Origin of the sequence: Pedobacter paludis, assembly GCF_003173575.1 — a bacterium.
Lineage (GTDB): Bacteria > Bacteroidota > Bacteroidia > Sphingobacteriales > Sphingobacteriaceae > Pedobacter > Pedobacter paludis.
The window spans coordinates 83,773-99,706 of sequence record NZ_QGNY01000009.1; the positions used below are offsets into that span (position 1 = coordinate 83,773).

Annotated in this window: 11 protein-coding genes; 3 read left to right on the forward strand and 8 right to left on the reverse strand. The window is 35.7% G+C overall.

Annotation, left to right across the window (positions count from 1 at the left end):
* Nucleotides 1-8 precede the first annotated feature (8 nt).
* Together DF947_RS20340 and DF947_RS20345 are read right to left on the reverse strand one after the other, a co-directional pair.
* Nucleotides 9-1,856 (reverse strand): PAS domain-containing sensor histidine kinase, encoded by a 1,848-nt coding sequence (locus tag DF947_RS20340; RefSeq protein WP_109932439.1) that lies wholly within the window; start codon nucleotides 1,854-1,856, stop codon nucleotides 9-11.
* Nucleotides 1,857-1,885: 29 nt separating this feature from the next.
* A complete protein-coding gene (locus DF947_RS20345; protein ID WP_109932441.1) occupies nucleotides 1,886-2,929 on the reverse strand; it encodes a DNA topoisomerase IB in 1,044 nt (347 codons plus the stop codon).
* 90 nt (nucleotides 2,930-3,019) lie between these two features.
* Here DF947_RS20345 and fmt point away from each other — a divergent pair, with 90 nt between their 5' ends.
* Entirely contained in the window at nucleotides 3,020-3,928 is a 909-nt protein-coding gene (gene fmt, locus DF947_RS20350; RefSeq protein WP_109932443.1) for a methionyl-tRNA formyltransferase, read from the forward strand.
* Between the two features lie 112 nt (nucleotides 3,929-4,040).
* On the opposite strand, the gene DF947_RS20355 is transcribed toward fmt, so the two are convergent.
* The 4 genes from DF947_RS20355 to DF947_RS20370 all read right to left on the reverse strand — a co-directional run bounded on the left by DF947_RS20355 (nucleotide 4,041) and on the right by DF947_RS20370 (nucleotide 8,146).
* Nucleotides 4,041-5,300, reverse strand: coding sequence for an alpha/beta fold hydrolase (locus DF947_RS20355; protein WP_158526306.1), 1,260 nt, complete (start codon nucleotides 5,298-5,300; stop codon nucleotides 4,041-4,043).
* A gap of 141 nt (nucleotides 5,301-5,441) precedes the next feature.
* Nucleotides 5,442-6,269: a helix-turn-helix domain-containing protein gene (locus DF947_RS20360; protein WP_109932447.1), complete on the reverse strand. Its 828-nt coding sequence runs from the start codon at nucleotides 6,267-6,269 to the stop codon at nucleotides 5,442-5,444.
* Between the two features lie 5 nt (nucleotides 6,270-6,274).
* The gene (locus tag DF947_RS20365) at nucleotides 6,275-7,114 is read right to left on the reverse strand and encodes an aminotransferase class IV (protein ID WP_109932449.1); all 840 of its coding nucleotides are present in this window, start codon (nucleotides 7,112-7,114) and stop codon (nucleotides 6,275-6,277) included.
* A gap of 3 nt (nucleotides 7,115-7,117) precedes the next feature.
* Entirely contained in the window at nucleotides 7,118-8,146 is a 1,029-nt protein-coding gene (locus tag DF947_RS20370; RefSeq protein ID WP_109932451.1) for an RluA family pseudouridine synthase, read from the reverse strand.
* Nucleotides 8,147-8,251: 105 nt separating this feature from the next.
* Between DF947_RS20370 and DF947_RS20375 the strand changes: the two genes are divergently transcribed.
* The gene (locus DF947_RS20375; RefSeq protein WP_109932453.1) at nucleotides 8,252-9,280 is read left to right on the forward strand and encodes a DUF6588 family protein; all 1,029 of its coding nucleotides are present in this window, start codon (nucleotides 8,252-8,254) and stop codon (nucleotides 9,278-9,280) included.
* A gap of 237 nt (nucleotides 9,281-9,517) precedes the next feature.
* Complete coding sequence (locus DF947_RS20380) at nucleotides 9,518-10,387, forward strand: 1-aminocyclopropane-1-carboxylate deaminase/D-cysteine desulfhydrase (protein WP_109932455.1); 870 nt, start codon at nucleotides 9,518-9,520, stop codon at nucleotides 10,385-10,387.
* 1 nt (nucleotide 10,388) lies between these two features.
* On the opposite strand, the gene DF947_RS20385 is transcribed toward DF947_RS20380, so the two are convergent.
* Together DF947_RS20385 and DF947_RS20390 are read right to left on the reverse strand one after the other, a co-directional pair.
* Entirely contained in the window at nucleotides 10,389-12,422 is a 2,034-nt protein-coding gene (locus DF947_RS20385; protein WP_205940828.1) for an alpha-amylase family protein, read from the reverse strand.
* A gap of 247 nt (nucleotides 12,423-12,669) precedes the next feature.
* Nucleotides 12,670-15,831, reverse strand: coding sequence for a glycoside hydrolase family 2 TIM barrel-domain containing protein (locus DF947_RS20390; RefSeq protein WP_109932459.1), 3,162 nt, complete (start codon nucleotides 15,829-15,831; stop codon nucleotides 12,670-12,672).
* Nucleotides 15,832-15,934: the final 103 nt, after the last annotated feature.

Genomic DNA, 15,934 nt, shown 5'->3' on the forward strand with positions numbered 1-15,934 from the left:
GGTGCTTTTTACATTTTTAATGCAAAGTAAAAAGTAGCGCCTTTTCCTTCTTCACTTTCAACCCAAATTCTCCCTCCTTCATTTTTTATAATCTCTGCAGAAATATAGAGTCCTAAACCAAGTCCTGGGTAAGTATGTTGCATTGATCCGCCCACTCTATAAAACTGATCGAAAACAAGACGTTGTGATTCTTTTGAAATTCCTATTCCATAATCCCGAACGTTAAAAATAATTTCAGAATCCTGAACATAACTTTTAACATCGATCCTATTTGCATCTGTTGAATATTTTATGGCGTTAGACAGTAAATTAATAATTACCTGACCTATTCGTTCCTTATCGGCAAACACAATTGCGTTGGATTGTAAATCAATATCAATAGTATGCTTTGAGGTGGTGTGCTGAATATCTTCAACTAAATCAGCAATTGTTAAATCGAAATCAAATTTAACAGGATTGAATGTCATTTTACCCGACTGGATTTTTGTAACATCCAGTAAATCGCCAATTAAACTGGTTAATCGGTTTAACTGAAGGTCCATCTTGCTCACCATGCTCGCCTTTTTTTCGTCGCCTTCGCTACGGATTATCCGCTCAAGAACCTGGGCGTAAGCTTTAATACTGGTAACCGGTGTTTTTAACTCGTGACTTGCAATACCCAAAAATTCGTCTTTTTGCTTTTGTAACTGAACTTGTTTTGTTACATCCATAGCTGCGTGAAGAATGGCGTAAACTTCTCCTTCTGCATTAAATAAAGGCTTGTAAGTAAAATTGAACCAAAAAGTTTGCAGTTTCCCATCAACAACTAAATCTGCTGCCTGTTGATCTGCATGATAGGGAATCCCTGTTCTGTAAACATCTTTTAAAAGACCAATAAAAGGCTGACCCTCAAGTTCGGGAATTGCTTTAAGCATGGGTTTACCGATTACGTTTTTATCTTTACCCCAAAACTTCAGCAATTCATCATTAGCTAAACTTATGATAATATCTTCTCCTTCGTAGAGCCCAGTAGCCATTGGCGCATCCAATAATAGATTTCTAAACCGCTCTTCGCTTTTGGCAACCTCATTTCTGGCAGTTACCTGGCCGGTAATTTCATTAGCCACAACCATAATTCCAGTAACTTTATTATTGGCATCTCGTATTGGATCATATACAAAGTTGAAGAAACAATCCTTTAACACACCGTTTCTTTCTAAAGTTGCGAGTGTTTCATAACCATAGTGTGGCTTACCTGTTTCGTAAACCTCTTTAAGCAGGTCTGGGAATGGTTGATCAATAATTTCTGGCAACCCATCAATTAACTTTAAACCAATTACCTGTGATGTCTTGCCCCAAACTTTTAGTAAATCTGCATTTGCCTGCTCAATTATAAAATCCTTCCCTCTTAATATGCCAATTGCAACTGGTGCATCTAGAATCATTTTTTTAAATAATTCTTCGCTTTCTTTTATCTTGAATCTGGCATTAACCAGCTCAGTAACGTTGGTTGCATTATTTAGAATTGCGCAGATATTTCCGTTAAGGTCTCTTAAAGGCTTGTATGTAAAATCAAAATAAAATGTTTTTAGTACTCCATCATTTATCAGTTCAACCTTATCTTCCTTAGCTTCATAGGCGACGCCGGTTTGAAAAACATTTTTTAGAATTTGCAAAAAAGGCTGGCCTTCCAATTCTGGCAACGCTTGGCTGAGTTCTTTTCCAATTACCGATGCATCTTTACCCCAAGCATTTAAAATGGCTTTGTTTGCAATTTTAATTACCATGTTCTCTCCTACATATAGAGAGATTGGCATTGGAGATTCTTCTATTAAACTGTTAAAAAGCGCTGCGTTGTCGTTGAGATCAATTTGCATATTAAGGACAAAAAGCAAATATAATTTTTTTACTTATTTGTAGTTTTCAAAAATGACAATAAAACTTTCTCATCGTGTTCTAATCCTAGTTTGCCCACAGTTTTTTTGTTGTTCATCTTTTTCATATATTTTTCTAGTTCATCATTTTCGTAAGCGGTGAGCAGAAGCGGATATACATAAGAGCTTTTACAAACAGCTCTGGTATTACCGAGTTTTTTTGCAACGCAATCCAGAACATTAACTATGGTTTTTTTTGAATTTAGCTGAAGATTTTCATCAACACTGCATTTTGCGAATTGCCGAAGTGCTTCTAGAGTTCCGCCCCAGGTTCTAAAATCTTTTGCTGTAAAGTCGTTTCCGGTTATTTCTTTTATGTAATTATTTATTTTGCCAGAGTCGATTCCCTTATGTTCTTTCCCATTAGTATAAAACTGAAAAAGCTCCTGGCCAGGAATATCCCTGCATTTTTTAACAAGTTTGGCTAAAGTTCTGTCATTAAGTTCTAAACTTTGTTTAACACCTTTTTTTCCAATAAAATCCATACTGATTTTACTGCCATTAATTTTAACGTGCTTATCGCGAAGTGTAGTTAATCCGAAAGATCCATAAAGTTGTTTATAACTTTCATTACCAACCCGAATCAGGGTTTTCTGAAGCACATCAACTGAGATTGCCAAAACCTTTCTTTCATCTAAATCTTTACGCTTTAAATCCTTTTCTAATTTTTTTCTGGCTTCTGGTAAAGCTTTTCCAAATTCTAATAAGCGAAAATATTTGTCGTCAGACCTGCGACTGGTCCATTTTGGATGATATTTATATTGTTTCCGCCCTGCTGCATCAATACCTGTAACCTGAAGATAGGCATTTGGTTTATTGGCAATCCATACCTGTTGCCAGGCTGGCGGAATAACCAACGATTTTATTCTATCGAGATGTTTTTCTTCTGTAATTTTATTTCCATCCTTATCCTCATAATGGAATTTTCCAGGTTTGCCTTTCCTATAAATCCCTGGCATGGTATCCGTTACATAAACCAGCCCACTTGCCTTAACAACTTCTTTACCTTGTACCATTTTTTAACCTATTAGGATGATTTAATTTTAGTTATTTTGCAAAACATAATGTCCTCAATCTCGTTATTTTAGAAACACAACATCTATTGTATGAAAATAGTTTTTATGGGTACGCCCGATTTCGCCGTTGCTTCTTTAGATGCTTTAATTCAAGCTGATTTCGATGTTGTTGCAGTGGTTACGGCACCCGATAAGCCTGCCGGCCGTGGTCAAAAACTTAGCGAAAGTGCTGTTAAAAAATATGCTGTAGAAAAGGGCATCCCAGTTCTACAACCAGAAAAATTAAAAAATCCGGCATTTATTGAAGAACTTAAATCATTTCAAGCCGATTTACAGGTTGTTGTTGCTTTTAGGATGTTGCCAGAAGTGGTTTGGGCAATGCCATCAAAGGGCACAATAAATCTTCATGGTTCATTGTTGCCTCAATATCGTGGTGCCGCACCGATTAACCATGCCATTATAAATGGAGAAAAGGAAAGTGGCGTAACTACATTTTTCTTAACCCACGAAATTGATACTGGCGATATTATTTTAAGTGATAGCGTTGCCATTGCCGATGATGAAACTGCTGGCGATTTACATGATAAACTGATGGATGTTGGCGCCAAACTTTTGGTGAAAACCGTTTCGGCTATTGCAGAAGGAAACTTTACCGAGCAGCCTCAGCCACAAAGTGATGTTCTAAAACATGCACCAAAAATATTTAAGGAAGACTGCAAAATTGATTGGAACAATTCGGCACAACAAGTTTATAATTTAATTAGGGGTTTAAGTCCGTACCCAACTGCCTATACTCTTTTAAATGATAAAACACTTAAAGTTTTCAAGGCTGAACTAGAAGCAAAAGAACCCGGAATTGCATATGGTGGTTTTTTAACTGATGGAAAAACCTTCTTAAAATTTGCCACCAAAGATGGATTTATTAAACTTTTGGATATTCAGTACGAGGGTAAAAAACGAATGTCGATTGAGGATTTCTTAAGAGGAATGAGGTTGTAAGCCTGATTGGTTAAATAATGAAGGTATCGATTATATGGTTCGCGGAGACACGACCATGGGGCAACAAAACATTGAGATGCTACAACTAACTGAATTGAGATGGAGAGTTACACTATTTTTGCAAAAAATCGAGCACGGTTTTATTAAAGAGCGCTGGATTTTCGGTTACGACAAAATGTGTTTCTCCCTTAAAAATGTACAAATTTGAATTTGGAATACGCTTGGCGATAAGGCGAGTATGGTTTTCCAATATTTCATCATTCTCTCCAGCTAAAACCAAAGTTTTTGCTTTTATGTTGCTTAAAGTCTCAGGGTTAATATTCGGTTCTTTTAACACCATTTCTAAAAGTCTAATAATCGGAATATTACTTTCCTTATTTTCGGCCATTAATTTTTTAATATCTTTTTCTGTTTTTTCTAATGTCTTTTTCTTAACGGCTAGATCAGAAGGATTGAGATTTGCGCCCATTACAATAAGGTTCTTAACATATTCCGGATATTTACTCGCCAAGATTAATCCGGTATTTCCACCATCGCTCCAACCCAGAACGTTTACATTTTTTAACTGGAGCGAATCTAATAGGTCTTTAATATCTTCTGCAAACAAATCATAGGAAAGGTCTTTTGAAATGGGATCTTTGCTTCTTCCCTGTCCTCTGGTATCAACTGCAATTACCTTATACTTTTGGGCAAAATCGGGAATTTGCTTTGAAAAACTATTGATTGATCCTCCATTTCCATGAAGAAGCAAAAGTGGTTCACCTGTTCCATAAACTTCATAATAAAGCTTTATTCCATTAATTTTTAAATATTTACCAGTGCTTAAATTATTCCCATAAAAAATCCTTTTGTCTTGTTCAGCGCCTTCAGAATGAACATGAAGTGATTGTTTGTATTCGGGATTTTGATCAATAAAAAGGCTTGTGCTGACACCTTTTTTATTGGTTAAGGACTCGGCATTTCTTAATCCCTTGAGCGGATTCTTATCTGTTGATTTTTCGAAGTCTCCGTTATCTACAACTATATCTATCCAATTTCCATCTCTATCCTTAACCCTCATTTTAATGTTATCGAAGTAAAAATCTCCATTTCCATAAGTAAGTAGATACAGCCAGATTTTGCTTGCGTTTTTATCAATAACTCCAGACATTGTACGTTTTTCCCAAACTCCATTATTCTTTGATTTTGGCAGGTTCTTACGCGTTGTCTCGATAAAATCCCAATCGCTTTTGCCAATTTGTAATGCCGAAAAATTTGCGTTTCCAAAATCGTTATGGGTAGAACTTCTTATTTCTGCGGTAATTTCATAAGCCCATCCTATATATTTTTTCACATTAATTTCTTTTACCAAAATCACGTCATTGGTTGTCATCTGTGCTTGTAGATTGATACAAAAACTTAAAAATATGAAAACTGTAAGAAGGCAAAATTTCATTCTGTTGTTCGATTTAAATTAAAAACGATTACAAAACTAGTTAACAAGAAAATGCTGAAATTGTATAATTGTAAACCACTAAACAAAAAGCCAATTACCTGCTCCTTTTTTAAGCCGAATTTTTTCAAAGAATATTTTGGGAGATAAGCCTGTTAGTGCCTTAAATTCTCTGATCATATGAGATTGATCGTAAAAAAGCGATTCGTAGCTTAAAGAAGTGAGATTTCCCTCGTTTTTTAGAGAAGCTATTCTATTGGATAAAGTTTCTCTAAACCGATGGATTTTAAGGAAATCTGAGGGACTTTTTCCCAACAAATTTTTAAACAATTTAAAGATATTTTGTCTGCTTGTGTTATATTTTAATGCAAGCTCATGAATAGAGACCTCTCGATTTGGGATCAAAATATCATCAATAAGATCGATCATGAAGGGATGCTGAAAACCGGATAATTTTGTAAGCCAATATTTTTCAATCTGATCAATTTTGATATCTATGCAACTTTCGTTTAAAATGGTTAACATGCTTGAGCTAAAATCGGCAAAGGGATAAAAAGCATTCAATGAATCTTTATAATGCGAAATTGGATTGGGCAAAAAAGCATTTAAGCCTAAAGGCTTAAAGTGAAAGGTAATTTCTGCTACTTTACCAATGTACTGTACTTTGATTGGTTTTTTATAATCAGCAACCAATGTGGAAGAAATACTTTTTGATCGATCTTCTGTGATTACGGCCTCAATATCATTAAAAGCAACATTAACCTGATTACTAATAGATAGATTTACAAAGTTATTGGGAAAGGTTAGGTATTCTACATCAGCTTCGATTTTATCTTTAAATAATAAATAATAGCCTTCTAACCAAGGCTTTAACAATTCACTTTTGGTTTGATAAAATTGAACACGCACTATTTTTATAAATTATTCAACTTTTCCGTTAAAAACTTCGAAATCTCGTTAAAGTAGCGCTTTCTGCCATAGCCCATAACCCATTGAATTCCCTGGGAAGCATTTGTAATAAAAACCTCGTCAGCCTCTTTTAATATTTCTGGATTAATCTGTGCTTCTATTACAGGAATATCGTTTGTTTTAGCGAGTTGCATTACTGCTGTACGCATTACCCCACCAACACAACCTTCAGTTAATGCTGGCGTATAAATTTTCTTATCATATACCACAAATACATTAGCACTAATGCTTTCGCAAAGAAAACCGTGTTGATTTAAGATAATCGCTTCATCCAACCGATTGGTGCTTTTAAAAATACCTGCCATAACATATAGCAAGGCATTAGCCGTTTTAAAATTGGAAACTTTGTTTACCGATTTGGTCATTTCATCGAAAACATCAATAATCAATCCCTTACTATTTAAATCGTACTGATTGCTTTTTAAAGAAATGCCCTCTAAAACATAACCTGCCTTATTAATTTCTGGAGTGTATACACCAGATCCTTCTCGATAAACAGACAACCGAAAACGAACGTTTCCATTCCATTTATTTCGTTTGGCTAAATCAGCAGTTTTTTGACGCAAAAAATAATCATCCATTAAAGCATGACCTTCAATTTTCAAGGCCTTCATTCCCGCTACTAATCTATCGGCGTGTAAATCTGCAAACTGAAGCTTGCCGTTTATCATTCGCATGCTTTCAAAAAGGCCATCACCAAACTTAAAACCCCGGTTCGAAGCTGTTAATATTGGAGCGTCAACTAAATGAAATTCATCATTAAACAAGAGGTACTGTTGAGACATATTTTATGATGTAGCAATATAATTTCTCCATTTGGTAAGCGCTGCTTTAAAATCTGGAGGTAGTGGTGATTCAAAGTGCATATATTCTTTCGTTGTTGGATGAATAAAACCCAAAGACTGAGCGTGCAATGCCTGCCTAGGCAATAATTCAAAGCAATTATCTACAAACTGCTTGTATTTATTAAACGTAGTTCCTTTTAAAATCTTATCGCCTCCATACATTGCATCATTAAATAATGGATGCCCAATATGTTGCATATGTGCTCTAATTTGGTGCGTACGCCCCGTTTCCAGCTCACAGCTAATAAGCGTTACATAACCCAAGCGTTCTAAAACTGTATAATGCGTAACCGACCATTTGCCCTTATCTTCGGTATCGTAAATATCCATTACCCTTCTATCTTTCAGGCTTCTGCCGATATAACCTGTCACCGTTCCATCGTTTTCGATATCGCCCCAAACCATAGCGATATATTTTCGGGTAATGCTATGATCAAAAAACTGTCTGGCTAAATGTGTAATCGATTTTTCGTTCTTGCTGATCAACAATAAACCAGAAGTATCTTTATCAATTCGATGTACCAAACCAGGTCTACCATCATTTCCAGGCAGTTGGGGCAATTGTTCAAAATGGAAGGCCAAAGCATTAACCAAAGTACCGGTATAATTATTAAAACCCGGGTGAACAACCATTCCTGCCGCTTTATTTACCAACAGAAGATCATTGTCTTCATAGATAATTTCTATTGGAATATCTTCTGGATAAACTTCGGTATCGCGGGGCGGATGAGGTAAAACGATTGAAATCTCATCAAAGGGTTTAACTTTGTAGCTTGCTTTAATCTGCTTTTGATTAACCAAAACGTTGCCAGCATCAATGGCATTTTGAATGCGGTTTCTTGAAGCATTTTCTACCCGCACCATTAAAAACTTATCAATTCGAAGTAAAGATTGTCCTTTATCTACGATAACTTTTAAATGTTCATATAACTCTTGATCTTCTGACTCCTGCAATTCTACCGAATTTTCCATGCTGCAAAAATAAACTTTTAAGAGCAAGATTTTTGGAATGATTTTAGTTTAATAAAAACAGTCTATCTTTATGTGATATAGTAAATCATCCTAAAAAAATATCTCATGAGAAAACGTTACTTCCTGGGGGCTTTTATCGCTCTAATTCTGATTGTTAACTTTGATAAGGCAAATGCCCAGCAAGACGTTGGTGGCTTATTTGTTTCCGGTCCTGCTGATGCCACAAAATTGATAAATGCATATTTCGATCCGCTTTATAAAGGATTGGGCGTTGGTTTAAGTGATGGCTGGACAAATACAGCCAAATCAAAAGGCTTATTAAAGTTCGACGTTAGAGTTTCGATCAGTGGTGCATTTGTGCCTCAATCTGCCAGAACTTATGATGTTAATGCACTTGGACTTAACAATATTAAGCCGGCACCAGGTGCCTCATCGATAGGTCCAACAGCCTTTGGTAATGATCAAGAAGGTGGAAGAATGCAGGTTTACACCAGTAGTGGACTGCCGACTACCACATTTTTTAATCTTCCTCAGGGTGTAGGTTTTCATGTGGTTCCATCAGCACAGATTCAGGCCACCTTGGGCTTGCCAAAAAATATAGATATTACATTAAGGGCAATGCCGAAAATTAAAATAAGTAACGATTTGGGAAGCTTATCGATGATTGGAGTTGGAGCTAAAATAGAATTGTTACCATTGATAATGGGCAAAACAGAAAAATTAATTCCAATTGATATTGCTCTTGCAGGTGGTTTTACACAGTATAAATATACTTTGCCATTAAATGTTAACAATACGGCAAATTCCGACCAGCATATTGATGCGAAATTTAATGGTGTAAATTTTGATGCCATCGTATCTAAAAAAATCCTTTTCTTTACTCCTTTCGCAAGCATTGGTTACCAAACTTCCAAAACGAATTTGAAAGCTTTAGGCACGTATAAATTCGATACTGGAAACAACACTTCCGTTACTTATGTTGATCCGATTTCTGTAAAACAAACCGACATTGACGGGGTTAGAGCTAGCTTAGGCTTTCAACTTAAATTTGGTTTCTTTAAATTTTATGGTTCTTACACTGCTGCTAAATACAGTATGCTAAACGCAGGGATTGGTTTAGGAATTGGACAATAATTCTTTATATTAATTTAGTGTTAATTTTTAAGAAAAATAGAACAAAAAATATATTTGGCGTGTTATTTGTACAATTGATCGTACCTAATAATAATACCATGAAAAATTTTACTTCAAATGTCAGGATTGTACTTAATTTTTTTCCATATTTAGTACGGAAAATATACTTTAAGTAGTTATAATCTTAAAAACGCCTAAAAAACACTTGAAATCATCAGGTGTTTTTTATTTTTACACGTGTTTGAAAAAATATACAGTCCTGTACAGAAATTAGAATTAAACCCGTTTAACAACTTATTTGTTAAGCGAGATGATTTAATTGATCCATATATTTCTGGGAATAAGTGGCGCAAGCTTAAATACATTCTTTTAAGTGCCCAAAAAGAGCACAAATCTCATTTAATAACTTTTGGTGGCGCATATTCAAACCACCTGGTTTCAACCGCAGCTGCTGCATCTCGTTGTGGATTAAAATCTACCGCATTTGTTCGTGGTGAACCTGTAAAAAATGAAATGTTAATGCTCTGTAGTCTTTTTGGGATGAAACTTATTTTTATCGATCGAGAAAGTTATAAAAACAAAAAACATCTATTCGAGAAATATTTTGGAGATGATGATCAAGCCTTCTTTATAGATGAAGGCGGCGCTTCTTTAGAAGCAACGATTGGTTGTGCGGAAATAATTGACGAACTTCCTGAGCATTACGATCATATTTTCTGTGCCGCAGGTACCGGAACAACAGCAGCTGGATTATTAAAAGGCATTCAAAATCAAAATCTTAAAACAAAACTTCACATTATTCCTGTTTTAAAAGGTGGTTCTTTTATACGCGATGAAATTGAAAGATATACACCACTTTCAAAACATTTACATCTTCATCTCGATTATCATTTTGGTGGCTACGCCAAAACAACTTCTGAATTAATCGAATTTATAAAATTATTTACCGCTAAAACAGGATTATTGATTGACCCCGTGTATACCGCAAAAATGTTTTATTCGATAATCGATCTTCAAAAACAAGGTGTAATTGGCTCGAATGATAAAATATTGGCTATACACACCGGTGGCCTGCTAGGAATGTTGGGTATGAAAGATAAATTTTAGGTTATTTAACCGGACCAATTTTATACAAACCAGCATTTTCACCATCAAGATGAATTTTCGTATCCATATTAAAATCGATTTTTTTCTGATCAAATACTTCAGTTGCTTGGTATTTTCCTAACGGAATATCCAGTCGTTTAAAATCCAAACTTAAATCAAAATCCTTTTTTGAAAAATTAAATACAGCAAGATAATAATACGATTCAATTTTCCGGATGAAGAGATTGTTCGTTTTATCTTCGGTATTACCATCAACAGGGCGAAAAGCTTTTCCATTCTTCACAATCCTTAAAAATTCTGGGTTGCTAAATAACTTTTTGGCTGTGCCGTTCCATGGTCCATTCATAGAGAAATCATCTCCAAGAATGAGCGATCCGGTAATTACTGCTGAAAGCAACCTTGCCTTATTTTCGCCAAAACTTTCCTTTGCAAAAACTACGTGATCGGCATCGATATAATCGTAAAGATAGGTTTGCCACCAACCATAATTAACGCTATTAAGCGTGTATTGAGTATCCTTAATCGTTTTCCATGCATCACAGGCAATTCTTCTCATATGTACATAACGTCCTGAAGCCAAATTCGGTGAAATTGCTGCATAAACCAGCATTTCGCCATTAAGTTGCTTAAGCAGATATTCCATTCCCGAGGCATAGGCCTGCATGCCGGTTTTCACTTTTGGATCGTAGAAGGAGGTTGATTCGACAGCGGCATGCCCTAAGAAATCGATTTTAATCATTTTAAAACCCATTTCTTTAAGCTTTTTGATTACCAAATCAATTCTTTTCCTTGTGCCGGGATGTGTTGGATCCAATGCTCGAGCACCATCAAAATCATGGTAACCTTTGCCTACTTTAGTCCACATTTCTCCAAAGGTATATTTAGAACCTTCCGCCCTTCGGTTTGGCCCCGATCCAGATCCCCAATCGGTAAATGGCGCCCAATATGCACCGGGCTTTAAGCCTTTTCGTCTGCAATAATCGGTAAAGGCTTTCAGTTGGGTATAATCTCCCTCATAACCGCCTTTAATCATATTATCCCAAAAAGAATCTAAATCGATATAAGCTATGCCTTCATTACGAAAATTTTTAAGACTATCGGCAAAGAAATCAACCACTTTGGTGGTATTTTCATAATTGATTTTTCCCTGTAAAACACCCCAGCTGTTCCAGCCAACAGGTGTTCCTTCTCTCCATTTAAATACAATTGGAGGCTCGGCCAAACGGTTTGCTTTTGCATAAGTTTCTAAACCTGTTCGCCAGTCTGCAAATAAGCCAAAAAACATTTTTGAAGATTTAATGCTATTTCCAGTTAAGGAGGCGTGTTCAATTTGATCTCTGGTAACCTCTTTTGAGGTATATCCAGACCAGATTTTTAATCGTCTTTTATCCTTCTTCTGTGTTATTTCTACTGCAGACTTCCATATTTTGTGTTCAATGGAACCCGCTATTATTCCCGCTCTTGATGCATCATCGTAAACGGCACTAACTTCCGAAGAAATATTTTCTACACCATTGGTTAACTTTTTTGCATTGTATTTAATAAAGGTATCGTTATCGAATGGTACGAATAATGTTCTTGGGTCTTGCTCTAAACCATTATTTATTAATCTTGCATCCATCGGAACTAAATAATTACTTTCCAAATTTTGACCGACAATCTCTAATTGCAACATTATTACTTCAGACTTTGGATGGGTACAAAACGTAAGTTTCATGGTTGGGAGACCTTTTTTCTCCATCGAAATTATGTGCTTAATGCCTTTACCAAATTCATCTGAAACCGGAATTTTTTTATAAACCCGTTGCGCATATTCTTTCGAACTGATAAAAATGCCATGATTTTTAAAAGAAGTAAATGCATTGGTTAAAATCTCCTTTTTCCCTTGAACAATCGAATAGGTGCCGATATTTAAATCATAAATAACTTTTTTGTTAACGCCAAAGTTGATGATGACTTGAGGGATTATTTTGCTGGCATAACATTCGCCAAGGCACAAAAAGATGAGAAAAAAAACAAAAAATCGCAGTTTCATGGGCATTTGATTAGTCCTTAAATATAGGTTTTTCAAATATTTTAACTGTCGGTTTTACAATTAATATTTTTAGTTAAGAAGTTTGTTTCGGTACGTGGAGACACGAACCGAGGCCTTAGTTCATGAAGACACGAACCGGAATATTAGCTTGATAAGCCATGGTTCGTTTCCTTACGGATCATTAATTATATATTTATTAATCTTAAATAAAAAAGCCCAAATGTTTAGATTTGGGCTTAGCATTGTATTATTTGATGGGCTTAATCCAATAACTGTATTCTTGATTTTTAAAGGGAATCTGGTATTCTTTTAGTGGCAAAGACCCCCAACTATCTATTCCCTGAACTCCTAGCTGAAGTAAATCGACATGTAGATAAATTTTATCTCTAGCAACAAGTTCACCAGAATGGTATTGTTTTTTCTCTGCCTCAGGATCTAAATCTTCTATTGAATAAGGTAACGCAGAGAAACTTAACAAACTATCCACATATTCAATTTTTATTCCTTTTCCCTTAGCATTTGTAAAATTTACCCAACGCACTTCCGTTTTGTTCCCACTTTCCTGTGGACGTGCATAGGCGAAATATTGGTCTTTAATATTTTGTTTGTAAGTACCAATTAATGAGGCTGTTTTTCTATCCCAATAATTTTCTCCCGGCCCACGGCCATACCATTGAATTGTATTGAAATTTTTATTCAATTCGATATCGTTTCCAATTCTCATCATTACATTGTATTTACCATTTACAGCTATAAACTTATTTACAACCCTAATCGATCCATCTGGTTTGATATCAAAAGTCTGTTCCGTTTCTGCATCGCCACCTAATAATTTGGAACGAATGGTTAATTTATAGTTGCTGTTTTCAGTTAAAGCCGTAGAAACATTTATAATTTGGTTATTTGTAGTATAAACATTCCGCCACATTCTTAACGAAGTGTTCAAACCTGCTCCAATATCGTTATCAGTTGGTGCTCTGTAAAAACCAGGTTGAGGACCGTTCATAAGTAACTCCTCTCCTTTTAACTTGTAACTACTGATCAAGCCCTTTTTCAAATCAAAAGCAACGCTGAAATCCTTTCCTGTGACTACAGCTTTATCTGCCGATTTCTCTTCCTTTAATTGTCCCGATTTAATTTCGGAAATATATTTCGGAGCTGTTCCAGTATAAGCAAATTGTTCTGTTGCTATTTCGTAGCCTTTTTCTAAAAACGGCTCTTCAGTTTTGAGTTGATATCTAAGCGTTAAAAAGTATTCTTTACCGGTTTTGGATTTGGTTTTAACAGGCAATGTTAAAGTTGTACTTTGGCGGGGATCAGCTTTTAATTCAGCAACAATTCCACTTTCAACAACCTTTCCATCTTCCAATAATTGCCAGTTTAACTTTACATTATCCATATTCCTAAAGAAATAACTGTTGTTTATACTTACTTGGTTATTGCCCATATAGGCTGTTTTAACATACTGATAAACCTTTTTCGCCTCGATAGCCATAGGTGTTAAGCCGCGATAAGCCGTAACCACGCCTTTAACACAAAAATTATTATCGCTAAAATTTTCGTCAACCGGCCCAGATAAAGGAAAATCGCCACCATAAGCCAAAATGCGTTTTCCATTTTTTACGGTATCTATTCCCTGATCAATCCATTCCCAGATAAAACCACCTTGAAGTTTTGGATTGTTTTCAATCGCATCCCAATATTCCTTAAAATTCCCCAGACTATTGCCCATAATGTGTGCGTATTCGCTCATTATCAATGGCCGCTCGTTTTTACCTTTCGAATATTTTATAAGCCAGTTTGGATCAGGATACTGAGGAACAATCATATCGGTATTAAAGTCATTTTCAGCTCGTTCGTATTGTACTGGGCGGATATCTTTTTTCTTCAACCACTTGTGAGCTTCATAAAAATTAACACCGTTTCCGGCTTCGTTCCCTAAAGACCATGTAATGATTGATGCATGGTTTTTATCCCTTTCGTACATTCTTTGAATCCGCTCCAAGTGTGGAATTCTCCATTGTTTATCATTTGCAAAAGTGGTTTCCAAGCTATAATAACGGCCATGGGATTCTATATTGGCTTCATCAATTACATACAATCCGTATTCATCACAAAGTTCCATCCAATAAGGGTCTGGCGGATAATGTGAATGACGAACCGCGTTTACATTGAGCTTTTTCATCATTTCCATATCTTTCCGCATATCTTCATGTGTGAGGGTATGTCCTTGAGTGGGATTATGCTCATGCCGATTTACACCTTTTAAAAAGATCCGCTTGCCATTAACCAATAAATCGCTCCCTTTAATTTCTACAGAACGAAAACCGATCCGCTGTGGAATAACTTCGATAATATTTTCGTTTTTATCTTTGAGTGTGAGGTATAAAGTATAGAGATATGGTTTTTCTGCCGACCAAGTGTTTACATTACTAATCTGTGTTTTAAAAGATAAATCTGTTTTATAGTTACCCAGCACTTTTTGCATTCCGGCAGCATCTTTCCAAACGGTTGTTCCCTTTGCATCTACCAAATCAACCGCTACATAAAAGCTATCCGGGCGACTATGATTTGTGCGTTGATCAATTTTATAATTATCAACTGAAAGCTCTACATTAAGTAATCCGTTGGTATAAGTTTGATCTAAGTTTGCAATTGTCTTAAAATCGCGGATATCGAGTTTTGGTGTTGAATACAAATATACATCTCGCTCTATTCCCGAAATTCGCCACATGTCCTGGCATTCCAGATAACTTCCATCGCTCCAGCGATAAACCTGCAGCGCAATTATATTTTCTCCTGGCTTAACATATTTGGTTACATCAAATTCAGCAGCAAGCTTACTATCTTCACTGTATCCTACTTTTTTACCGTTAACCCAAATAAAAAATGCAGATTTTACCGCACCCAAACTGATAAAGACTTGTCTGTTTTTCCAAGAAGCAGGAATATTAATTTTCTTACGGTAAGAGCCAACAGGGTTATTATCTTCTGGAATATCGAAGGGAGGATTCATTCTATTTCCCGTTAATTGCCTTCCGGCAAATTCGTAAGGCTGATTTACATAAATTGGTGTTCCATAACCATTAAGTTCCCAGTTTGCGGGCACTTTAAAGTTATCCCACTTTTCGTCATTAAAATCGGTTTTATAAAAATCCATAGGTCTTTTACGCGGATCTTTAACCCAATTGAATTTCCAGGTTCCGTTTAACGACAAAAAATAATCAGACTTTTCTTTTGCTCTTTCATTGGCCAGTTCGCGGTTTTCGAAGGCAAAAGCCGATGCCCTCATGGGCATTCTATTTAAAGAAACCACTTCGGGCGTTTGCAATTCTGATGGTAATTGTTGCGCATCTGCAGTACAGAAAAACAATATTGGCATCAATAAAATTATGGTTAGTTTTTTCATTTGTGTGGTTGTAGGTTTTGGGCTAAATAGACTTTGAAAATATTCTAAATTCTCCCTGATAATTCTGTAAGCGTTTGATTAGAAAAATCTTATAATTCTTCCA

Bases quoted from the DNA above. Each gene is read 5' to 3' on its own strand.
- DF947_RS20340 (WP_109932439.1), bottom strand. From the start codon at position 1,856: ATGCAAATTGATCTCAACGACAACGCAGCGCTTTTTAACAGTTTAATA.
- DF947_RS20345 (WP_109932441.1), bottom strand. From the start codon at position 2,929: ATGGTACAAGGTAAAGAAGTTGTTAAGGCAAGTGGGCTGGTTTATGTA.
- fmt (WP_109932443.1), top strand. From the start codon at position 3,020: ATGAAAATAGTTTTTATGGGTACGCCCGATTTCGCCGTTGCTTCTTTA.
- DF947_RS20355 (WP_158526306.1), bottom strand. From the start codon at position 5,300: ATGACAACCAATGACGTGATTTTGGTAAAAGAAATTAATGTGAAAAAA.
- DF947_RS20365 (WP_109932449.1), bottom strand. From the start codon at position 7,114: ATGTCTCAACAGTACCTCTTGTTTAATGATGAATTTCATTTAGTTGAC.
- DF947_RS20370 (WP_109932451.1), bottom strand. From the start codon at position 8,146: ATGGAAAATTCGGTAGAATTGCAGGAGTCAGAAGATCAAGAGTTATAT.
- DF947_RS20375 (WP_109932453.1), top strand. From the start codon at position 8,252: ATGAGAAAACGTTACTTCCTGGGGGCTTTTATCGCTCTAATTCTGATT.
- DF947_RS20385 (WP_205940828.1), bottom strand. From the start codon at position 12,422: ATGAAACTGCGATTTTTTGTTTTTTTTCTCATCTTTTTGTGCCTTGGC.
- DF947_RS20390 (WP_109932459.1), bottom strand. From the start codon at position 15,831: ATGAAAAAACTAACCATAATTTTATTGATGCCAATATTGTTTTTCTGT.